Origin of the sequence: Eisenbergiella tayi, from assembly GCF_001881565.1 — a bacterium.
Classification (GTDB): domain Bacteria; phylum Bacillota; class Clostridia; order Lachnospirales; family Lachnospiraceae; genus Eisenbergiella; species Eisenbergiella tayi.
In genome coordinates this window covers 1553158-1575365 of the sequence record NZ_MPDJ01000001.1, presented here as the reverse complement: position 1 = coordinate 1575365, position 22208 = coordinate 1553158, and the positions used below count along the sequence as shown (strand labels likewise).

Here is a 22208-nt window from a genome sequence, read left to right as displayed (position 1 = left end):
TATGGCAGGAAAGAAAATAGAAAACAATACGGCAGGTTCTCCGCTTGAGGCACATGTGGCCAGCAGTAAGATTCGTGCGGAGCATATAGATAAGGTATACAAAACCGGAAAAAAGAGCGTTGCGGCAATCGAGGATGTATCAATCGATATTCAGGATAATGATTTTGTCTGTATCGTAGGTCCGTCGGGCTGCGGTAAATCCACATTGCTCAGGATGCTGGCGGGACTGGATTTTCCCAGTGCGGGCAATATTATTGTCAATGACAGAAAAGTGACCGGTCCCGGCCCGGACAGGGGGATGGTGTTCCAGACTTATACTTTGTTTCCGTGGATGAATGTGGAGGATAATATTAAGTTCGGTCTGAAAATAAAGAAGCTGCCAAAGGCGGAGCAGCAGGAAATTGCGGATCGTTATCTGAAAATTATAGGTCTGGAAAAGTTTGCGAAGTCCTATTCCAAGGAGCTGTCCGGCGGAATGAAACAGAGGGTGGCCATCGCGAGAGCATTGGCTAACCAGCCGGAGGTGCTTTTGATGGATGAGCCGTTTGGAGCCCTCGATCCTCATACCAAGTCCATGATGCAGCTTCTGATGCGGGAAATATGGGTGAAGGAGCATCCCACAGTGGTGTTCATCACCCATGATATTGATGAGGCGGTTTTTCTGGCAGATAAGATCTATGTGATGTCTGCGAGGCCGGGAAAAATGATTAAAAGGGTTAATGTCTATCTGCCCCATAAGCGGACGCTGGATTTAAAGGATTCACCGGAATTCATTAAAATCAGAAAAGGGATTAATGATCTGCTGTATATGGCAAATACGGAGGAAGACATGGAATAACCGGAAAGGAAAGCGGATGAGCATCAGCAGGATGGTATACACCGGCACCTCTTATTTTGGAGAGTATGCCAGAGAAAAAATTGCGGAAGAGGTAAGCAAATGTCATTTCAGGAAGGCCTTGCTGATATCCGATAAGGCGCTGGAAGCATGCGGCATAACCGGCAAAATAGAAGAAGTGTTAAAGAAAAACGGGATACCTTATACATTGTTTGACGAGGTGAAGCCAAATCCTACCATTGAAAATGTCAGGGCAGGGCTTGCCTGCTATAAAAACAGCGGAAGTGATTTTATTCTGGCTGTTGGGGGCGGTTCCGTTATCGATACGGCAAAGGCGGTGGCTGTGACAGCGAATAATCCGGAAAATGAGGATATTGTTTCACTGGAAGGAATGGATAAAAGTAAAAATCCGGCGGTGCCGTTGATTGCAGTTCCCACCACAGCAGGAACCGGCTCGGAAACAACCATGGATTACGTTATTACCAACACGCAGGAAAAGCGGAAAATGGCGTGTATGGACTCGAAAGTGGTGCCTGCGGCGGCAATTCTGGACACGGAGATCATGGCATCCCTTCCTCTTTCCCTTACGGCGGCAACAGCAATGGATGCCCTGACACACGCAGTGGAATCCTATCTTTCAAAAGGGGCATTCTCTTTTTCTGAAATGCTGTCGCTGAAAGCGGTAAGCCTGATATCGGAGAATTTTATCAGGGTGATAAAGGAACCCGGAAATTATGAGGTACGGAAGGAGCTTGCGATCGCCCAATATCTTGCCGGTATGAGTTTTACGAATGTCGGGTTGGGAATTGTACATTCCATGGCTCATCCGCTGAGCGCATTTTATGATATCCCGCATGGAACGGCGAACGCGTTGATTCTTCCCTATGTACTGGAATTTAATGCGGCGGCATGTCCTGAAAAAATAAGGCAGCTTGCGGCAGCCTTCGATCCTTCCTTCGATACATCGAAGAGCGCGGAGGAGGCAGCGGCGCATTGTGTGGAGATCATCCGGAGCTTTCTGACCGCTTCCGGGCTGCCGCAGCATTTGTCTGAACTAGGCGTCAGGGAATCGGATTTTGAAGCGCTTGCGCAGTCTGCCTGTGAAGATGCGGCTACACCGGATAATCCGCGCGAAGCGGACGAGAATACAATAAAGCAGCTTTATCAGAGTATGTATAAATAAGATAATTAGCGACAGAGGCGCAGAAAAGAGGAAAAAGATGTTAAGAGATGCGTTGCCTGAGATTATTACGGAGAAAGTGCCGGGGCCAAAGGCGGAGGCACTGTTAAAGAAACGGAATGCCGCATTGCCGAAGGCCTTATGCACAGCCACCTATCCCATCTGTATAAGCAGAGGAGAAGGCGCGGTGCTGGAGGATGTGGACGGAAATAAATTCCTGGATTTTATAGGAGGGGTCGGCGTGCTGAATATCGGCTATTCCCGGCCGGAGATCATAGAAGCGGTAAAGGAACAGGCAGAAAAATATTTCCACTGCATCTTTAATGTGGTGGCGCATGAAGGATATATTGAACTGGCGGAAAAATTCAATGAGCTGATGCCCTGCCGCGGTGAAAGGAAAAAGACATTTTTCGCCAACAGCGGCGCAGAGGCGGATGAAAATGCGGTTAAAGTGGCAAAAGCGTATACCGGAAGGAAGGGCATTATCTGCTTTTCAGGGGCATTTCACGGGAGAACCAATCTGACAATGGCTCTAACTGCAAAAAAATCCTATGCGCTTGGCATGGGCCCGTTTCCGTCGGATATTTACCGGGCGGAATTCCCGTATCTGTACCGTGCTCCCAAAGGTTATTCAGAGGATGAGGCGATTTCCTATTATATTGAAAAGCTGTCCAGACTATTCGATGAGTCGGCACCGGCTTCCGACGTGGCGGCTGTTTTGGTTGAACCCATTCAGGGAGAGGGAGGCTTTATCCCGGCCCCGATTCCATGGGTGAAGGCGATCCGTCAGATATGTGATGAAAATGGAATTCTTCTGATTGCGGATGAGGTACAGTGCGGAAACTGCAGAAGCGGCCGTTATTTTGCATCGGAGTACTGGAAAGAGGCCGGCGCGGCCCCGGATATTATTGCCACGGCAAAGTCCATGGGCGCAGGCCTGCCAATCAGTGCGATCACGGCGAGTGCGGAGATTATGGACAGTGTGCCGGCGGGGACAATCGGCGGAACCTACTGCGGCAATCCTCTCGCATGCGCGTCGGCATTAAAGGCCATGGAGATCATGAAGCGGGAGGACTATGTGGGAAAAGCACGGGCAATCGGAGAAAAGGTGACAGAGCGTTATCTGGATTTTAAAGCAAAATATGAAGAGGCCGGTGATGTACGCGGTCTTGGGGCGATGATAGGCATCGAATTCGTGAAGACGAAGGAGGGAAAGGAACCCTATCCTGAGTTTGCCGCAAAGGTGATTCAGACAGCGCTGCAAAAGGGCCTTATGCTGGAAAATGCGGGAACCTACGGGAATGTCATTCGTTTTCTTGCTCCGCTGTGTATCACAGACAGCCAGCTTGCAAGGGGACTTGATATCTTTGAAGAAGCCATTACCGAGGCAAAAAATAGTTGCAGATAAGGGGATTTGATGGATGGAATTTCAATATAACCTGCCGGTTAATCTGATATTCGGCAGGGGAAGTGTCAGCAGAATAGGAGATATTGCCGTAGATTATGGAAGCAGGGCATGTATTGTTACGGGCCGCAGCAGTACCAGAAAATCAGGTCTGCTGAACCGGGTAGCTGAATATTTGGAAAAAGCGGGAGTGGAAAGTGTTGTTTTTGACAGGGTGGAGCAGAATCCGCTGACCACAACGGCAATGGAAGCCGCTGCATTTATCAGACAGGAAAAATGCGATACCGTCATTGGCCTTGGCGGCGGAAGTATCATGGATTGTGCGAAGGCGGCGGCATTTTTAAGTGTGAATGACGGAGACATCAATGATTACATATTCGGACGGAGAAAGAGCAGCCTTGCTCTGCCGATTATCCTGGTCCCGACGACCTGCGGGACCGGAAGCGAGGGTAACGGTTTTGCGGTGCTGACAAACCCGCTTAACGGCGATAAAAAATCCCTGCGCTGCAACGCTATTGTTGCAAAAGCTTCCATTATAGATTCGGAATGTATGATGACCATGCCGAAAAGTATTCTGGCAAGCGTGGGTTTTGACGCATTCTGTCATTGTATGGAAGCATTTATCAGTAAATTCGGGCAGCCGCTCACCGATATGATGAGCCTGCAGGGGATGAAGCTTATCGGAAAATATCTGGTGCCCCTCTACGAGGGACAATACAGCCTGGAGGCGTGGGATGCCCTGAGCTGGGCGAGTACACTGGGAGGAATGGTCATCCATTCGGCGGGTGTGACCCTGCCCCATGGAATGGAGCATCCTGCCAGCGGGCTTCGCAATATTGTGCATGGCAGAGGCCTTGCGGCGCTGACACCGGTAATTATGGAGGAGACAATCAGCTGCTGTGCGGAGGAAGACAGGAAAAAATTTGCTGAGATCTCCCGATGTATCGGCGGCACGGATGAGACGGACTGTGCGGCAGAGATCCGCGGGCTTCTGGAGCGGCTGCAGCTGTCGGAAACACTGACAGGGCTGGGCATACGGGAAGAGGATGTGGACTGGATGACAGAAAACTGTATAAAAGTTTCTGCGGCCGGAATTTCCTGCCATCCTGTCAGTTTCAGCAGATCTCAGATCAGGGAGCTGTATCGCAGAGCATTGTAAAAGCATGACAGTTCAGAATTGTCTGAATTGTTATGCAGAAGCAGAGGAACAGAGGAATACTTATGGAGCATAAGAAAACATTTATTAACGGAGAATGGATGGACGGCACCTCCGGCAGGATCCTTCAGTCCGTCAATCCGTCAACCGGCGAAGTAATTGCAGAAGTAAGGGAGAACAGTATTTTTGATGTAAAGGCGGCTGTTACCGCAGCGAAAACAGCGTTTTATGAAGAACGGACATGGCGGGATATGGATGTACAGACGAGGAGTGATATTCTGCTGCACATTGCATCACTGGTGGAGGAAAATCTGGAGAATATCGCGGAAACCGAAGCGATGGATAATGGAAAACCTCTTCGGGAAGCGGAAGCGGATGTGGATGACGCGGTTCACTGTTTCCGATATTATGCCGGGCTGATCCGTACGCCGAAGGAAGGTGTTTATGAGGTCAACGGCAATTTCGGAAGGATGCATTCCATGGAAGTACGGGAACCCATAGGAGTATGTGCACTCATTACGCCGTGGAACTTTCCGTTTTTGATGGGAGTCTGGAAGCTGGCGCCGGCACTGGCGGCGGGAAACTGCATCATTTTCAAACCCAGCTCGGAAACAGTATTATCCACTATCCTGATGTTTGAAATCTTTGAAAAAGCAGGGCTGCCGAAAGGAACGGTAAATCTGGTCATAGGCCCGGGCGGAAGTATCGGAAATTTTCTGGCAGAGAGCGCGGATGTGGATATGGTGACTTTTACCGGAAGTACGGCGGTTGGACAGAGTATTATGCGGGCGGCGGCGGGAAATGTCAAGAAGCTTGGCCTGGAGCTGGGCGGGAAATCCCCCAACATTATTTTTGCGGATACGGATTTGGATGCGGCTGTGGAATGGGCTATGCTGGGAATCTTTTTTAATCAGGGAGAAGTGTGCTGCGCCGGTTCCAGGATTATTATCGAGCGTTCCGTGAAAGATGAATTTGTCAGACGCTTTGCAGAACGCGCGGAAAGGATGACGCTTGGGAATGCACTGGATAATCCGGATATGGGGCCGTTAGTATCGGAAAAGCATATGAATGACGTCCTGTCTTATATTGAACTTGGAAAGCAGGAGGGAGCCAGGCTGATATGCGGCGGAACAAGATATACGGAAGGGAAATGTGCGGAAGGATATTTTGTAAAACCGGCGATCTTCGATGGATGTACGGCAGATATGAGAATAGTCAGGGAGGAAATTTTCGGCCCGGTGGCAACGATTCAGACCTTCGAAACGGAGGAGGAGGCAGTCCGGCTTGCAAATGATACGGTATATGGCCTGGCAGGTGCCGTATTTACCAACGATGTAGCAAGGGCGATCCGCGTCATCAAAGAGATCCGCGCGGGAATTACCTGGATTAACTGCTATAACCCGGCATTCACCGAGGGTCCCTGGGGCGGTTATAAAATGAGCGGGATCGGGCGGGAACTGGGAACCCATGGACTTGAGGAGTATCAGGAAATCAAGCAGATTAACATGAACCTGACTCCGGGGGAGCCAGGATGGTATCAGAAACGGTAACAGGGTTTATTTCCTGCGGAAAAAGATACGCAGGAGCAGACAGATAAAAAGAACGCCAGCTATGCAGAATCCCACAAATGCAGGCCAGGGAATTCCCAGAAGAAGGGGTTTCACAGGAGCCAGGCATAAAAGAGAGGATCCGATAAATAAGGAGGCCGTCAGTATGGAAAGAGACAGAAAGTGTACGCTGTTTTGGAGCATGCTGCCGGCTTCTTCCACATTTGTAAGCTCCAGGTTCAGCTTGGTCTGTCCGTTTTTGGTGATGCTGAGCAAATCGGACAGCTGGGCAGGAATTTCCAGGGATTTGGCAAGGGAAGAATAGGCCAGGCGCGCGTTGTGCTTCAGCTCGTGGCGGAGATCAAAATCGTCAAGGAGTATGGAGGTCATATGCCCGGAAAGGATCTGGAACATATTTACCTCCGGAGAACAGGCGGAGAGCATGCCTTCCATAGTCACCATGCTCCGGCCCAGGAGAGTGATATCGGGCGGAATGGCAATATTGTGGGATTTTATCATATCCAGAAGCTTTTCAATCAAATCTCCCACGTCCATGTTTCCGAAGCCAGTGGTAAGGAATTTGCTTACAATATCGTCTATATCCGTGTATAAACGGGCATGATTAATACGCCCTTTGGCATCCCCGAGGGCGAGAAGCACGTTTTTTAAATCATAGATGTCATTTTTCAGGACTGCGGATACCGCTCGTTTAAAGAGAGCGCGGTAACGGGAGGAAAGGGTTCCCATCATACCCAAATCCAGCCAGGCGATCTGCCCGCCGGAAATACGGATATTGCCGGGATGGGGATCCGCATGGAAAAAACCGTCTTCCAGTATCTGCTTACAGTAATTTTCTGCGGCCTTCCGGCCGATTTCCGTCATATCATAGCCCTGCTCTTCCAGTTCCCCGATGTGGTCAAGCTGAATTCCCTCTATATAACTCATAACCATAATGTGGGAGGTGGTCAGTTCATGATAAACCTTAGGGCAGGTCACATACTTAATTTCCCTGTGATTTTCCCAAAAGGTATCGCAGTTAGCGGCTTCCTTCAGAAAATCCATTTCCTCCTGGGAGGTCTTCCACAGTTCATCAATAACCGTGCGGAAATCGATGAGTTCTCCTGTCCCCATGGTAAATTTAAGGAGAGAAACCGCGCGGCGCATCAGTTTGATGTCTTCCTCCATGATTTCATGGATCTGTGGCCTCTGAACCTTGATAACGACCTGATCTCCGTTGCTGAGGACCGCCGGATGAACCTGGGCGATGGACGCGGAACCCAGCGGTTCAGGGGATATTTCTTTAAAAAATACATCCGCAGGCTTTCCCAGTTCCTTTTCTATTTCTGACTGGATGACATCAAAAGGAAGGGGCTTCACATCGGTTCTTAACCGTTCAAGCTCCTTACATTAAGACTCCGGCAGCATATCGGAACGCATGGACATAATCTGGCCCAGTTTCACATAGGTAGGGCCCAGGTCCTCCAATATCTGCCGGAGTTTCTCCGGTTGAATACCGGACGTAATATGATGCTTTTTCAGAACCCCCAGTATCTCTTTAAGGCGGATACCGGAGGCGTCATTTTGCTGCTTGTTATTTGTTGTCACAATTTTCCCCGTCACAGGTTTCGGTTTTTTCTTCACAAGAGCATTCTTCTTCACAGCCGCAGTCTTCTTTGGCTTCTTCTTCCTCTGCAGGAGCGGCATCCTTAAGTGATTCCAGCTTCTCCTTCAGGGCTTCCAGCTCTTCCCTGGACATCTTGTCCACTGCAGAAAAAACATCCTTGAATTCATTTACCACATTTACGGTTACATGCTTATTGATTTTTTCTTTGGTATTGCGTTTGAGCTCTTCATTGAGAACCTTGCCCTGCTCAACGGTAAGCTCTCCTTTTTCCACCAGATTGTCGATCAGGTTTTTAGCGGCTTCGCCGGTGGTGGCTACGGCACCAACGCCTGCCAAAAATATTTTTTTGATTCCTTCTGTAATGTCCATTTTACTATTTCCTTTCTTTAAAAAAAGAGGGGTTATTTTGTGATACCCATAGTATAACATATTGTCAGAAAATATCTTGAGTTTCAGAAAGGATTTAGAAAAAATTAAGATTATGATAAGGGTTCCCATTTTTTATAAAAACTGTTAGAATAAATCTAAAAGATCAGCTGCATTTAGCTGTATAATGAGGAAAGGCGAACATATATGAAAAAATTTGATGTAACGGCATTAGGCGAACTTTTAATTGACTTTACAGATAATGGAAAAAGCGCACAGGGAAATACTCTTTTTGAAGCAAATCCGGGAGGAGCGCCCTGCAATGTCCTGGCGATGCTGAACAAATGCGGACATCCTACCGCTTTCATCGGTAAGGTGGGAAAGGATATCTTCGGCCTGAAGCTGAAGTCTACCCTGGAGGAGGTGGGGATCAATACCTCCAATCTTATTGTGGACGAAAATGCAAGGACAACCCTCGCTTTTGTACAGACCTTTGAGGATGGTGACAGGGATTTCTCTTTCTTCCGGAATCCCGGAGCGGACATGCTGCTCACGGCACAGGAGGTGGATGAGGAATTGATAAAGGATTCCAGGATATTCCACTTCGGTACGCTCAGCATGACCCATGACGGGGTGAGGGAAGCGACCAAGAGGGCCATTGCGGTGGCAAAAGAAAGCGGTGCGGTCATTTCCTTTGATCCCAATCTTCGTCCCCCTCTGTGGAATTCCCTGGAGGATGCCAAGGTCCAGGTCGCTTACGGACTCGGACAGTGTGATGTGCTGAAGATCTCTGATAATGAAATCCAGTGGTTCACAGGGGAAGAGGATTTCGATGCGGGCATTGCGAAGCTGAGAAAAGAATATGATATCCCTTTGATTCTCCTTTCCATGGGAAGGGACGGCAGCAGGGCTTATTATAAGGATCTGAAGGTGGAGGCAGCCCCGTTCCTCCAGGAAAGCACCATTGAAACCACGGGGGCGGGAGATACCTTCGGAGGAAGCTGTCTGCACTACATATTAAAGTACGGACTTGATGATCTGGATGAAAGCAGACTGAAAGAGATGCTTACCTTTGCCAATGCGGCAGCATCCATTGTAACGACCAGAAAGGGAGCGCTTCGCGTTATGCCGGAGATTGAGGAAGTGGAAAGCTTTATCCAGTCCCGAAACTGATACTATTTAAGGGAACGCAGGTGTTCGCCGTACCCCACAAGGGGTCAGCAGCACCTGCGTACATTGTGTACAGGTAATTCAAGTTTTATGAGGGAGAAAATATTATGGAAGCGTACAGTGTGTTCAGAGATTTAGCTATCATTATTGTTGCAGCAAAGATATTTGCAATTCTGGCAAGGAAATGCAAGGCTCCCCAGGTAGTCGGGGAAATCGTGGCGGGCCTGATACTGGGGCCCAGTGTACTGGGGCTGGTACAGCAGTCCAACTTTATCCTGCAGATGGCGGAAATAGGCGTCATTCTGCTGATGTTTTCCGCAGGTCTGGGAACCAATCTGCGTGAGCTGATGAAAACCGGGCCAATCGCGCTGCTCATTGCCCTTTGCGGAGTGGGAGTGCCGCTTGTGGGAGGCGCTCTTTTATATATGGGATTTTATGGTATGATGCCATGGGGATCGGAAGAGTTTTATAAGGCGGTATTTATAGGAGTTGTTCTCACAGCCACATCCGTCAGCATTACGGTGGAATCCCTGAAGGAAATGGGAAAACTGAAGGGGAAGGTGGGAACCACCATTCTCAGCGCCGCAATTATTGACGATGTTATCGGTATTATCGTGCTTACCTTTGTTATCGGCTTTAAAAATCCGGAATCCAATCCGGGAACCGTAATTATGGATACCGTTCTCTTTTTCCTGTTTGCCATCGGTGTTGGTTTTGTCTGCTACATTGCGTTTAAATGGATGGATAAAAGATATCCCCATACGAGGAGAATTCCTATTTTGGGGCTGGCGCTGTGTTTTGCAATGGCCTATATTGCAGAGAGATATTTTGGGATTGCGGACATTACGGGCGCCTATGTGGCAGGCCTGATCCTGTGTTCCATTCAGGATTCGGATTATATTGCCCGGAAGATGGATATTAATTCCTATATGATTTTCGGCCCTATTTTCTTTGTCAGCATCGGATTAAAGACAAATATCGGCGAAATGAATATGTCAATCCTGCTCTTTGCCGTATGCTTTGTACTGGTAGGGCTTATAACTAAAATTGTGGGCTGCGGCATCATGGCCAAGGTATGCCGCTTCAGCAACGCGGATTCCCTGAAAATCGGTGTAGGCATGATGACCAGGGGTGAGGTTGCCCTTATTGTGGCGCAGAAGGGGCTCAATGTGGGATTGCTGAATTCCGTATATTTTACGGCAGTCATTCTGCTCATTGTTTTTTCTTCCATTCTTACCCCTATTATTCTGAAAATTTTGTATTCGAAGGATAAGATGCCGAAGGAACCGGATTCAGCGTTGGCTTCTTAGGAGGAACCATGCTTTTTAATTCATATATATTTTTGTTTTTATTTCTGCCTCTTGCGCTGGCAGGCTGGTACCTGCTGAACCGCTTCAGGCAGTATAAGCTGGCGCAGGGATATCTGATCGGGATGTCTCTGTGGTTTTATGCTTATTATAATGTAAGCTTTCTTTGGGTGATTACCGGAAGCTGTCTTTTTAATTATGGTATCAGCTTTTTGCTGCATCGGAAAAATACGCCGCAGATGCGGAGGATAGCCCTGGTCGTTGGATGCATAGGGAACCTGGGTGCATTGGGTTATTTCAAGTACTGCAATTTCTTCCTGGAAAATATCAATTCCCTTTTCCACGCAGATTTTCAGCTGAAAAATATCCTGCTTCCCCTGGGGATCAGCTTTTTTACCTTTCAGCAGCTGTCCTATCTCATTGACAGGTGCAGGGGGGAGGCGCCTCATTATGGGCTGCTGGATTATCTGAGCTTTGTTACCTTCTTCCCGTCCCTGATATCCGGGCCGATCGTTCTCCATGCGGGGACGGTTTCCCAGTTCCGGGATTCTTCCCTCCGCAGCTTCGATACGGAAAGCTTCGCAAAAGGTGTGATGCAGTTCACGCTTGGACTGGGAAAAAAGGTGCTGCTTGCGGATACCCTGGCACTTGCGGTAAACTATGGCTATGAAAATATATCGTCTCTGGACAGTCTTTCCGGGATTGCTGTCGCCTGTTTTTATACGCTGGAGCTGTATTTTGATTTCAGCGGCTATTCGGATATGGCGATTGGTATCGGGAAAATGTTCCGGATTACCATACCGGAAAATTTCCGTTCTCCCTATAAGGCAGAATCGGTTAAGGATTTCTGGAAAAGATGGCATATCACTCTCAGCAGCTTTCTGCAGACCTATGTTTATTTTCCGTTGGGAGGCAGCAGGAAAGGAAAAGCAAGAACGATCGTAAATACACTGATCACTTTTCTGGTCAGCGGTCTGTGGCATGGAGCGAACTGGACGTTTGTCTTCTGGGGGCTTCTCCATGGAATCGGCGTGGCCTTTAACAGCCTGGAACTGGTTAAGGTGAGAAAAAAGTGGCTTGCAAGAGCTTTTACCTTTGCCTATATCTGTATGGCCTTTGTTTTTTTCCGGGCGGACAGCCTGGGAGACGGCTTCCGGATTATGGGCAGAATATTTTCCTTCCAATATAACGGAAGTATTACGGCTCTGGCAGCGGCAATGGAGCCGGCTGAGATTTATATTGTAACCAAGGCGCTTTCCATGATTGCTCCGGGGCTGGTAAGTATGGTGCAGCTGGCGGTCATGCTTGTAATTGCGGTGATCTGTGTTGCTGTGCTGGCGCAGAAAACCACACAGCAGCAGGTGGAAAGAGAAAAAATAACACCTGCTTTCACCTTTGCGGCGGCATTCCTTTTTGTCTGGTCCGTCCTTTCCCTTTCAGGGGTGAGTACCTTTGTTTATTTTAATTTCTAGTGAGGATAAACGGGATTGATCGGATATCCTCCGAACGGCGGAGAAACTATGTATCGGAAATTTCTTAAAAATTTTGCGGCAGTGTCGGTAATCCTGCTTATTCTGGCGGCAGGTCTGGTAGTGCTGTTTGACCCCTTTTTTCATTATCATGAACCGGTGGGGCCTTTAAAAGCAGTACTGACCAAAAAAGAATATCAGAGTATAGGAACTATCCGTAATTTCTCCTACGACAGCCTGATTATGGGTTCCTCCACTGCGGAGAATTTCAATAACAGGTGGTTTGACGATGCCTTTGGAGTTACTGCGGTGAAAGCAATTAAAAGCTCCGGGGTGACCGCACAGCTGGACTATTATATGGAGCAGGCCTTTGAAAGCCGGAACATAAAAATGGTTTTTTACAGCCTGGATTTGTTTGCGCTTGGCGGGGATCCGGATATTGAATTTCCGGATGAGTCCATGCCCTTGTACCTGTATGACAGAAATCCCTTTACCGATGTCAATTATGTGCTGAATAAGGATGTTATTTTTGAAGATATTCCGTACATGCTGGCGGAGACGTTTCTGGATGATTATGATGAGGGGACTTCCTATAACTGGGCCCAGTACAAAACCTTCAGCAAGGAAGAGGCATTGAGCCATTATGACCGGCCGGAGGAGATTGCACCCATGAAGGCGGAAGAAGAATATAAGGAATTTGTGGACGGGAATGTGGAGCTTCTGGTTAAGCGTGTGGATCAGCACCCGGATACGATGTTTTACTTTTTTTACCCGCCCTATTCCATGCTGTGGTGGGACAATATGTACAGGAGCGGGGAGCTGGAGCAGGTTATGTATGCGGCCGGGACTTCTGCAGAAAGGCTGCTGGGCTATGAGAATGTAAGGATGTATTATTTTCAGAATGACAGGGATATCATTCTGGATCTGGATAAATATATGGATCCGGTTCATTTTACGGCGGAAATCAACCAGTATATGGTGGAACAGATGAAGGAAGATAATTACCGGCTTACTGAGGAAAATTACCGGGAAGAGCTTGATAAAATGCGGAAACTGGCTGAAGAAATCCGGGAAAAGGAAATTAAGAAGTATTTCCCATAGTATTTCTGTGCATAAAAAACCACAGACTTTTCCGCATGTCTGCAGAAGAGCTGTGGTTTTGTTGAAATGACAGGACAGCCGGGATGAAAAGAACGGTTATACCTTTCTGAAATCGTCAACAGGCATAATAAAGATAGTTGCTCCGCCCACTTCCACATTTACGGGTACGCTGGAAACAGCGTTGGGATATACATTACAATTGGAAGGAGCCGGAGGGGTATACATGATCTGCTGACGCTTGCCGGAATGCTGCTTAATGATTTCGCATACCGCATCCACTTTCTCGTCCTCGATACCAAGAAGAAGTGTGGTATTGCCTTTTTTCAGAAAGCCGCCTGTTGTGGCAAGTTTGGTAACAAAATACTTCTTTTCATTCAGTTCATTGATAAGTAAAGGTGCATCTTCATTATGCACGATGGCTAAGAGCATTTTCATAGGCTACTCCCTTCCGCCGCTTTTTATGCGACACAAGTTTTCTTTCTATTAGTATAAGTATTTTCTCGGAAAATAGCAATTTATTTTGCAGGAATTTAACAAAAATTGTGCAAATTCACAATAAAAAGGTTATTATATATGTGATAAAGTCTCTGTAATGGGAAAGGAAAGACGGACGTGACCGATAAGGAACGCTTTGATTGGGCCAGAGATAAGATAGTGGGTACCGTACGTGAGAGGCAGGGTATCGGAACTCTGTCGGAAAAAACGGTCCATGCGGTTTTGAAAAATTATTATGCTCCGGATGAGGATATGCATGAGATACCCATCGAAGGAAGTGTGGCGGATATCTATACAGGGACAGAAATCGTGGAAATACAGACACGCAGCTTTGATCGGATGAGGGATAAGCTGAGAAAATTCCTCCCTTTATATCCGGTCACGATTATCTACCCCATTCCCTACGAAAAGTGGCTGATATGGATTGATGAGGAAACCGGGGAATTCAGCAGCCGGAGGAAATCTCCGGTTAAGGGAAATGCATATGCAGCCTTCAGGGAGCTGTATAAGATAAAAAATTTTCTGTTGGAAGAGAACCTTCATTTTAAATTTGTTTTTTTGAATATGGAGGAATACCGGCTTTTGAACGGATGGAGCAGGGATAAGAAAAAAGGCTCCTCCAGATTTGACAGGATTCCCCTGGAAATGGTGGATGTCATGGAAATTGACTGCCCCAGGGATTATCTCCAGCTGGTCCCCTATGGGATTCCGGAGCCCTTTACGGTAAAGGAGTTTGCGAAGGAGGTTCATATCCGGGCGAATCTCGCCCAGACAGTGCTGAACATATTGACATATACAGAGGTTGTGGAGAGGGTGGGCAAAAAGGGTAATGCCTATCTGTATCAGGTATTGGAAGGAGACGAATGAGGTGAAGACACAGGAAAACAGTAAAACGGTAAAGCTGTATACGGGCAGCTATAATGCGCCGGTACTGACAGGAGACGGAAGCGCATATCAGGGAAATGGGGAGGGTATATGCCTGTGGAGCTTCGATGAAGAAACGGGCGGACTGGAAAAGCAGGAAAGCTATGGACAGGCCTTAAATGCATCCTGGCTTACTTTTTCACCGGACTGCCGCCTTCTGTATGCGGTAAATGAGCTGGATGATTATCAGGGGACGCATGGAGGGGCGCTGAGCGCCTATAAGATTGAGGATGACGGGAGGCTGGCTATGATAAATATACTGCCTGTCATGGGTGCGGCGCCCTGTCATGTAAGCTGCGATGAGCAGCGAAGGTTTATCTATACCGCTAACTATAACGGCGGGAGCCTGAGCTGTTTCAGGCTGGCGGAAGACGGAAGCCTCTCAGAGATGTACTGGCAGCTGGTCCATCAGTTCGGAGAAAAAGAAAACAGGGATGGAAGGGACAGGCTGCGTAATCCTGTCCGTCAGGAAAAGCCACATGTGCACAGTGCCGCCATAAAGGGGGATACCCTCTGGATTGCGGATCTGGGGACGGATGAGGTTTCCTGCATGGCTCCCGGCAAATGCGGAGGGGAGATGGAACGTGTGGCATCTGTTTTTCTTCCTGTGGGAAGCGGGCCCAGGAGCATTGCTTTTTCGAACGATGGAAGCCATGTCTATGTGACCTGTGAGCTGAGCAATGAAATTGCGGTTCTGCAGTGGGAAAAGGAAGAGAAAAGGATATCTGTGCAGCAGATGATATCCAGCCTGCCGGAGAATGACGGGAACGGAGAGAAAACACAGAGCAGCACCGTGGGCGGAATTGTTCTGTCTCCTGACGGCAGGTATCTTTATGTGGGTAATCGCGGAGATGACAGCATAGGTGTTTATCATGTGGATAACCAGGGCAGTTTGAGCGGGGTCCAGTGGATATCTTCGGATGGGAGGAATCCCAGGGGATTTCAGATTTCTCCTTCCGGCCGGTGGCTGCTGGCGGCAAACCAGGACAGCGATAACCTGGTGGTGTTTGAACGTGACGGAGAAACGGGAAAATTGGAGAAGAGATGGGTTTATGAAGCCGGGGCGGTGGTGTGCCTGCAGTTTCTGAAGTGATCTGAAAATGGAAATGTCTTCCGCGAAAATACGGAAGACATTTTCTATTTCAAAGGTATGGCAATAACTTAAATCCTATCCGCCACATAAGCAACAGAAGTCCCGATAGGAAGTTTGATTTCTCCTACAAGTTTACTGTCTTCCAATCTGCCTGTTACCTTAACTTTAACCTTACCCATGGGGGATTTCATTTTAAACAGGAATGTAATCCCATCATCGGCTGCCTGCCCCTTTTCTATATCTGCAGAATTTCCGGCAAGTGATACCGTTCCGTCCAGTTTGTTTCCGTTAACTTTCAAATCAAACTCGATTGTATTTTTTCCCATAGGGGTATCCATAGCAGAGGACCATTTTCCCTCTATAGATGCATCGATGGAATTGGATGAGATTTCATCCGGCTCATCATTTTCAATTTGCGAGAGTGGCTCTGCTCCTCCGCCCTGAATTCGGTTCATCATCGCGCCCATCGGATTTTGTATGCTTTGAGCGCCGTCTACGGTAATGTTCTGTCCAGTGATATACTCCGCCATATCAGATGCTAAAAATAATACCGCTTTGGCCAAATCATCCGGAAATCCTGTTCGGCCCATTGGCATGGCCTGTTCCAAGAGACCGGAAAGCATGGAAGGATTGAGGCTGCTGACATTTTCGGTAAAGTTAAGTCCTGCATTGCCGGATTGTTTTATAAATTGCTGCATTTGCTCTCCATTGCCGGAAAAGGCTGCGATCCGTTCTTCCGTCATGGTAGCTCCGGGTGTTGCTGCGTTGACAGTAATTTTATATGGAGCAAATTCCTGTGCCATAGTTTTTGTTACATACCATACCGCTTGTTTTGCTGCGCCATATGCGATCAAGGGTCCTGTCGGGTTCAATGCAGCTGTGGACATAAAGTTAATGATTCTTCCTCCATGTCCTTCCTTAATCATCTCTTTTGCCGCTGCCTGGGACATGAAGAATGTACCTTTAGCGTCGGTATCAAAACATTTATTCCAGGTTTCTTCAGTCATGGACAGTGCATCGCAGAATGGAAAAGAAGCGGCATTATTTACAAGGATATCCAGTCTCCCGTATTTTTTCACTGTGAAGTCAATTGTTTTATAAGAATCTTCAACAGATGATATATCTGCCTGGAAGCAGGCAACATCAAAACCTTTGTCTTTAAATTCTTTTTCGACTGCCTGCAGAGCTTCAAGACTTCTGCCGGTAAAGACTACTTTACAGCCTGCTTCTGTAAACCTTGTAAGAATCTGCTTACCTATTCCGCGGCTTCCTCCTGTAATAACAGCGGTTTTTCCCTGCAGGGATAATAGTTTATCCAATGCTTTTGGTTGTGGTGCATGTAAATCAAACATATAAATACCTCCTGGTTTTGCAGTAACTGATAAGCAGAACAGGCGGACGAAGACCGGTCTGCTTATCAGTTACATTCTATTGTTATTATACTTTTGTTGAATCATCCAACATGTTGTTGTATAATTTGCATTATACTATCATGAATTTATACCATCAACCAACAATTCGCTTCTGTTTTGTTGGACTATAGGGAGAGCATATGAAAAAGCAGCCGCAAGTCAGGGAAAGAACCCGTGAAAAGATGTTTGACGCATTTTTTAAGGAATATAAAGAAAACACTCTCAGAGGGGTTACTGTGGGAGCTGTTTCAAGAAGAGCGAATGTGAACCGAAGCACTTTCTATGAGTATTTTACCGATATATATGATCTGATTGATCAGGCGGAAGACTCTTTGCTTACGGAAATGCTGAGTCGAATAATGCAGCTGCAGAAAGAAGGTTTTAATGAACAGCGGCAGCAACTCATGGTTTATGGGGAGGAAATAATAAACGAGTACGGGGAAAGGCTTGCCATACTCCTGGGGCATGGAGATACCGGATTTTCCCAAAAGATGATTGCTGCTATGAAACCGGTAACGACTGAAATCTTTCAGATAGATATCACGGATCCCAAAGCTGAATTATTAATTTCTTTCATACTATCCGGAATAACCGGCTATATTACAGTCTGGTATAATAATGGAAAACCTGTTGCAATCCATGATATGGTAGCAGCACTGCAATCCATAATGGCGTATTCTGTTAGCATCTTAAAAAATCAATGAATATTTATTGGAAATGGATATAAGGAAAGGAATACTGATTTTCCAAATATTTTTAAAATTCCTTTCTTGATTTTCCTGAAAAATTATGCTAATTTTATTAAGTTGGGCAGCTGAGTGCGTAGAATTCCGAGCGAATTCTACGCACTTATTTTTTTGCCCTTCGCAGTTTTTAGGTAGCTTTTCTCTGATAAAGACTCCAACTAAAATATTTATAATCAGGAGGAAGATCATGGAACAGACAAATCAAAATCATATACTTGGGGAGGAGAAAATATCAAAATTACTGGTGAAATTTTCGATTCCCTGTATCCTTTCGCTGCTCATCAGCGCACTTTACAATATCGTTGATCAGATATTTGTAGGAAACAGCGAATTGGGGTATCTCGGAAACGCAGCCACAGGTATAGTCTTTCCCATTCTTATCATTGCACAGGCTTTCGCCTGGTGTATCGGTGATGGCTGCGCTGCCTATCTCAGCATTTGCCAAGGGAAAAAAGACACCCAAAATGCACATCGATGTATTGGAACCGGAATCACAGTTACGCTGATACTCAGTGTCATTATGCTGGTACTATGCGCAATGTGGAGGGAACCCCTGCTGCGGCTGTTCGGTGCTTCTGATCAAACCGTTGGAATGGCGGTGGATTATTTCACAATAGTACTCTGTTTCTTACCGGCTTTTATGCTGATGAATATGATGAATGCCGTCATAAGGGCAGATGGAAGTCCTGCAGTATCAATGGCGTCCATGTCACTTGGCGCTATACTGAACATCATCCTTGATCCTGTGTTTATTTTTGTTTTTAAATGGGGTATTGCAGGCGCTGCATGGGCAACGGTTATCGGTCAAACGGTATCATTTATTGTAAGCACACTTTATTTTTTCAAAACGAAGAGCTTCCATCTGAAGAAGGCAAGCTTTGTTCCGCAATTTAAAATATTCAATAATGCTTTGAAATTAGGAGCGTCTTCGTTTATCACACAGATGTCTATAGTAGTCATTTCTCTGGTCTGCAACATTATGCTTGCAAAATATGGCTCTTTGTCGATTTACGGTCAGGATATTCCCATCTCTGTCATCAGTATTGAAACAAAGGTGTTTACAATTGTCATCAATATTGTTGTCGGTATCGTTCTCGGAGGACAGCCGATTCTCGGTTATAATATCGGCGCAGGAAAAATGAATCGGGTCAGGGATACCTATCGTATGATTCTGACTGCAACGTTGGCGGTTGGTATTGTTTCCACATTAGTTTTTGAAATTTGTCCGCAGGTTATCATCAATATATTTGGATCCGGTAACAATGCACTTTATACTGAATATGCGCAGCGTACCTTCCGTATTTTTCTTTCACTGGTCATCTTTACCTGTGTGATCAAAATGTCCTCTATATTTTTTCAGGCTGTAGGTAAGCCGGTTATGGCGGTCGTAGCATCCCTGACGCGTGATATTGTCTGCTTTGTACCGCTTGTAATACTGATACCCTATGTTTGTGAGATAAATCAGGCAGGCAGCGGCATAAATGGCATCTTATTCGCCGCACCGGCTGCGGATTTAATTGGTATGATTGTTGCCGTATCCCTCACCATGCACTATTTCAGGACATGGGAAGCCGGTGAAAGCAATATTCCGCTCCCGGTGAGTGCAGGGATCCGTCCTTCGCGTAAAGGAGTTATTGTCACCATAGCCCGTGAGCACGGTTCCTGCGGTAAGCGGATTGGGCAGCTTGTGGCGGAACAGATAGGAGTTGCCTGCTATTATAAGGAGATGACCGCTCTGGCAGCACAGGAAAGTGGTTTGGCTCAAAGGTTTATATCGGATATCAATGAAAATTCTCCGGAGCTGCTGCGTTCCGTGTATCTGAGTACAAATGTTGTGCAGCAGGCGATTACCGCGCAGGAGCAGATTATCCGTAAAATTGCGGACAACGGGTCCTGTGTCATCGTAGGCCGTGCCGCTGATTATGTCTTAAATGAATATACGGATGTAATTCGTGTTTTTATTTATGCGCCCCGTGAATACCGCATAAAAAGGGTTATGGAAATGTATGGTGATACAATGGATGAAGGGCGGAAAAATATTGCGCGTTCGGATGCCGCCCGTGCCGCATATTACAGGAATATTTCAGGCCGTACATGGGGAGAGCCCCATGGCTATCATCTTTGTATTGACAGTTCATGCGGTGTGGATGCCGCTGCCAATATAATCTGTGATTATATTAACCAGAAGATCTGACCATAAAAACATCTGCATTCTTATGACAGGCATAACAGGCTTACATATAACAAAATATCTTCTTCGAAAAACCGGAGTATATTTTTTTCTGCAAATGCCCGGAAACAGGGGCTGGCTTGACGGTCGAGTCCCTGTTTCCCGCGAATTCGTTGACTTTAATATGAGAAAAGGGTATAAGAAAAGAAAAAGAAAATTTATACTCCGGGAGGACAGACGGGGAAAGAGAGGAAATCTGGAAAATGGAAGAGAAGGATACATTTGGTAAGTTCCTTAGAAGAAAGAGAGAGGAATGCGGCCTGACGCAGAAGGAGATGGCCCGAAGATTATATGTGACGGAGTCTGCCGTTTCGAAATGGGAAAGAGGAATTTCTTATCCCGACATTTCACTGGTGTCTCAGATCTGCGGTGTACTTAATATCAGTGAACATGAGCTGATTACGGCAAGTGAGGATATGGAACAGAAAAAGCTGGAAAAACAGGCGGCATCCTATCAGAAAATGGTTCATGTCTATTCCATAACAATGCTGGTTGTTTACGGAATTGCACTGATTTCATGTTTTATTACCAATCTGGCTGTGGAACACAGGCTTTCCTGGTTTTTTATTGTACTGAGCGGAATCCTTACGGCATTTACGCTGTTATCCCTTCCTTTATATTTGCAAAAGTACAGGGCGGCGATTACCTTGGCAAGCTTCTGGATTTCATTGCTTCTGCTTTTATTTATCTGTGCGGTTTATACGGGCGGAGGCTGGTTTTTTGTGGCCATGTGGTCGGTGACCCTGGGATTCTCCGTAGTTTTTCTGCCCTTTATACTTCCCAGCCTGCCGCTTCCGGGAAGTCTGTATCAGCATAAAGCGCTGCTGTGTATTACTGCTGATACCATTCTTTTGTTTATCCTGCTGGCATCGGCCCTGCATTTTACCGGAAATATGGGAGCCTACTTTACAGTAGCCTGCCCTGTGGCTCTGGCAGGGCTTTTATACGTGTGGGTGCTTTTGGCGGTTATCCGTTATCTGAAAATCCACCCCTACTTCCGGACTGCCATGGTACTGGGATTCAGCGGGATTTATACTCTTTTTATCAACAGTATTCTGCATGTGATTATAGACAGAGTGCCCTTCCAAATGCAGCCATGTGATTTCCGGATATGGAACGGGGATTATATTAATGGAAATACAACCATGATTCTGTTTCTTATTTGTATCCTGCTGGCAGCTGCCTTTACCGTGGGGGGAATTATTATTACTGTAAAAAAACGAAGTGCGGAATCATAGAGCAAGATAGAAAAGGGACAGAAATGAAATGGGAACGGATGGAAATGTAATTCGGAATCAGAATAAACGGCGTATAATGATTTTCAGTATTTTTACCCTTATTTTTTTAGGCCTTCTGGGCACGGCATATATCAGGAGCAGGGAGGATAACATTCTGCTTCTGCTTCTGCTGACACCGGGGCTGAGCGCTCTTGCTGCCAGGCTGATCACAAAGGAGGGGACAAAGGATTTATTTCTGCGCCCTTATTTCAGGAAAAACGGGAAGTGGTATTTGGCTGCATGGATTTTAACACCGCTTTTTGCTTTTATGGGGGCAGCTATTTATTTTTTTATATTCCAGGAAGACTTCCAGCCGCTTTCCTCTCTGTGTGCCAGGGAGGAAGGGATAAAAACTACCATGGATTATTTCCGCTATCTGGGAACCATGCTTCCGCTTGCAGTTCTGGTGAACCCTTTGATGGGACTGGTACAGTGTCTGGGGGAAGAAGCGGGCTGGCGAGGGTATCTTCTTCCCAAACTGCTGGAATTTATGAAACCATGGAAAGCGGTTCTGCTTACCGGGGTGATTTGGGGACTATGGCATGCACCGGTGATCGCCTGTGGTTTTAACTACGGAACCGCTCATCCGATTGCGGGAATTTTTGCTATGGTGGTGTTCAGCACGGTGCTGGGATGTATCCAGGGATGGCTTTTTTTCAAAACCGGATCCATATGGAGCTGCGTGGTATTCCATGCGGCGCTTAATGGCATGGACCTTTTTTCTCCCTCGGCTCTTTTTATGGGTGCGCAGGTAAATCCGTTCCTCGGACCGGATCCGACGGGGATACTGGGAGGCATTATTTTTGCAGGGCTGGCGGCAGCCGCATTTTGGGATATCTGCCGGAAGGGCTCCGAACAGATTCCGGTTTGA

20 protein-coding genes are annotated in these 22208 nt (G+C 46.8%); 15 read left to right on the top strand and 5 right to left on the bottom strand.

The window, feature by feature from the left end; all coding sequences use genetic code 11:
• Nucleotide 1 precedes the first annotated feature (1 nt).
• The 5 genes from BLA28_RS06535 (at nucleotide 2) to BLA28_RS06515 (ending at nucleotide 6126) form a co-directional block, all read left to right on the top strand.
• Complete coding sequence (locus BLA28_RS06535) at nucleotides 2-838, top strand: ABC transporter ATP-binding protein (RefSeq protein ID WP_071698900.1); 837 nt, start codon at nucleotides 2-4, stop codon at nucleotides 836-838.
• A gap of 16 nt (nucleotides 839-854) precedes the next feature.
• Nucleotides 855-2018, top strand: a complete 1164-nt coding sequence (locus BLA28_RS06530) for an iron-containing alcohol dehydrogenase family protein (RefSeq protein ID WP_081365578.1) — start codon at nucleotides 855-857, stop codon at nucleotides 2016-2018.
• A gap of 37 nt (nucleotides 2019-2055) precedes the next feature.
• Nucleotides 2056-3423 carry an aspartate aminotransferase family protein gene (locus BLA28_RS06525; protein ID WP_071698899.1) on the top strand — a complete coding sequence of 456 codons (1368 nt, stop codon included), beginning with the start codon at nucleotides 2056-2058 and terminating at the stop codon, nucleotides 3421-3423.
• 13 nt (nucleotides 3424-3436) lie between these two features.
• Nucleotides 3437-4579 (top strand): iron-containing alcohol dehydrogenase, encoded by a 1143-nt coding sequence (locus BLA28_RS06520; RefSeq protein WP_071698898.1) that lies wholly within the window; start codon nucleotides 3437-3439, stop codon nucleotides 4577-4579.
• A gap of 62 nt (nucleotides 4580-4641) precedes the next feature.
• The gene (locus BLA28_RS06515) at nucleotides 4642-6126 is read left to right on the top strand and encodes an aldehyde dehydrogenase family protein (RefSeq protein ID WP_071698897.1); all 1485 of its coding nucleotides are present in this window, start codon (nucleotides 4642-4644) and stop codon (nucleotides 6124-6126) included.
• A 6-nt stretch (nucleotides 6127-6132) separates the two neighbouring features.
• On the opposite strand, the gene BLA28_RS06510 is transcribed toward BLA28_RS06515, so the two are convergent.
• From BLA28_RS06510 to BLA28_RS06505, 3 genes are read right to left on the bottom strand one after another with little or no spacing between them, the layout of a single operon-like run.
• Complete coding sequence (locus BLA28_RS06510; RefSeq protein WP_242880564.1) at nucleotides 6133-7500, bottom strand: ABC1 kinase family protein; 1368 nt, start codon at nucleotides 7498-7500, stop codon at nucleotides 6133-6135.
• 30 nt (nucleotides 7501-7530) lie between these two features.
• Entirely contained in the window at nucleotides 7531-7728 is a 198-nt protein-coding gene (locus BLA28_RS34080; protein ID WP_242880563.1) for a hypothetical protein, read from the bottom strand.
• Nucleotides 7715-8116: a phasin family protein gene (locus BLA28_RS06505; RefSeq protein ID WP_009254994.1), complete on the bottom strand. Its 402-nt coding sequence runs from the start codon at nucleotides 8114-8116 to the stop codon at nucleotides 7715-7717. Before BLA28_RS06505 ends, BLA28_RS34080 begins: the two co-directional genes overlap by 14 nt.
• Nucleotides 8117-8320: 204 nt before the next feature.
• Here BLA28_RS06505 and BLA28_RS06500 point away from each other — a divergent pair, with 204 nt between their 5' ends.
• The 4 genes from BLA28_RS06500 to BLA28_RS06485 all read left to right on the top strand — a co-directional run bounded on the left by BLA28_RS06500 (nucleotide 8321) and on the right by BLA28_RS06485 (nucleotide 13160).
• Nucleotides 8321-9286 (top strand): carbohydrate kinase family protein, encoded by a 966-nt coding sequence (locus BLA28_RS06500; protein WP_044967463.1) that lies wholly within the window; start codon nucleotides 8321-8323, stop codon nucleotides 9284-9286.
• Nucleotides 9287-9390: 104 nt separating this feature from the next.
• Nucleotides 9391-10593, top strand: coding sequence for a cation:proton antiporter (locus BLA28_RS06495; protein ID WP_069156483.1), 1203 nt, complete (start codon nucleotides 9391-9393; stop codon nucleotides 10591-10593).
• An 8-nt stretch (nucleotides 10594-10601) separates the two neighbouring features.
• Nucleotides 10602-12062: an MBOAT family O-acyltransferase gene (locus BLA28_RS06490; protein WP_069156482.1), complete on the top strand. Its 1461-nt coding sequence runs from the start codon at nucleotides 10602-10604 to the stop codon at nucleotides 12060-12062.
• A gap of 48 nt (nucleotides 12063-12110) precedes the next feature.
• A complete protein-coding gene (locus BLA28_RS06485; RefSeq protein WP_069156655.1) occupies nucleotides 12111-13160 on the top strand; it encodes a hypothetical protein in 1050 nt (349 codons plus the stop codon).
• A gap of 96 nt (nucleotides 13161-13256) precedes the next feature.
• On the opposite strand, the gene BLA28_RS06480 is transcribed toward BLA28_RS06485, so the two are convergent.
• Nucleotides 13257-13595, bottom strand: a complete 339-nt coding sequence (locus BLA28_RS06480; RefSeq protein WP_009254987.1) for a cyclic-di-AMP receptor — start codon at nucleotides 13593-13595, stop codon at nucleotides 13257-13259.
• A 177-nt stretch (nucleotides 13596-13772) separates the two neighbouring features.
• Between BLA28_RS06480 and BLA28_RS06475 the strand changes: the two genes are divergently transcribed.
• Nucleotides 13773-14522, top strand: coding sequence for a hypothetical protein (locus BLA28_RS06475; protein WP_034591210.1), 750 nt, complete (start codon nucleotides 13773-13775; stop codon nucleotides 14520-14522).
• 1 nt (nucleotide 14523) lies between these two features.
• On the top strand, nucleotides 14524-15672 hold the full coding sequence (locus tag BLA28_RS06470) for a lactonase family protein (RefSeq protein ID WP_169897206.1): 1149 nt from the start codon (nucleotides 14524-14526) through the stop codon (nucleotides 15670-15672).
• 68 nt (nucleotides 15673-15740) lie between these two features.
• On the opposite strand, the gene BLA28_RS06465 is transcribed toward BLA28_RS06470, so the two are convergent.
• Nucleotides 15741-17024: an SDR family NAD(P)-dependent oxidoreductase gene (locus BLA28_RS06465; protein ID WP_069156480.1), complete on the bottom strand. Its 1284-nt coding sequence runs from the start codon at nucleotides 17022-17024 to the stop codon at nucleotides 15741-15743.
• Between the two features lie 200 nt (nucleotides 17025-17224).
• Between BLA28_RS06465 and BLA28_RS06460 the strand changes: the two genes are divergently transcribed.
• From BLA28_RS06460 to BLA28_RS06440, 4 genes are all read left to right on the top strand, one after another.
• Nucleotides 17225-17788 carry a TetR/AcrR family transcriptional regulator gene (locus BLA28_RS06460; RefSeq protein WP_050018645.1) on the top strand — a complete coding sequence of 188 codons (564 nt, stop codon included), beginning with the start codon at nucleotides 17225-17227 and terminating at the stop codon, nucleotides 17786-17788.
• A gap of 229 nt (nucleotides 17789-18017) precedes the next feature.
• The gene (locus BLA28_RS06455; protein ID WP_069156479.1) at nucleotides 18018-20024 is read left to right on the top strand and encodes an MATE family efflux transporter; all 2007 of its coding nucleotides are present in this window, start codon (nucleotides 18018-18020) and stop codon (nucleotides 20022-20024) included.
• 239 nt (nucleotides 20025-20263) lie between these two features.
• Entirely contained in the window at nucleotides 20264-21298 is a 1035-nt protein-coding gene (locus BLA28_RS06445; RefSeq protein ID WP_071698896.1) for a helix-turn-helix domain-containing protein, read from the top strand.
• 28 nt (nucleotides 21299-21326) lie between these two features.
• Nucleotides 21327-22208 (top strand): CPBP family intramembrane glutamic endopeptidase, encoded by an 882-nt coding sequence (locus tag BLA28_RS06440; RefSeq protein ID WP_069156477.1) that lies wholly within the window; start codon nucleotides 21327-21329, stop codon nucleotides 22206-22208.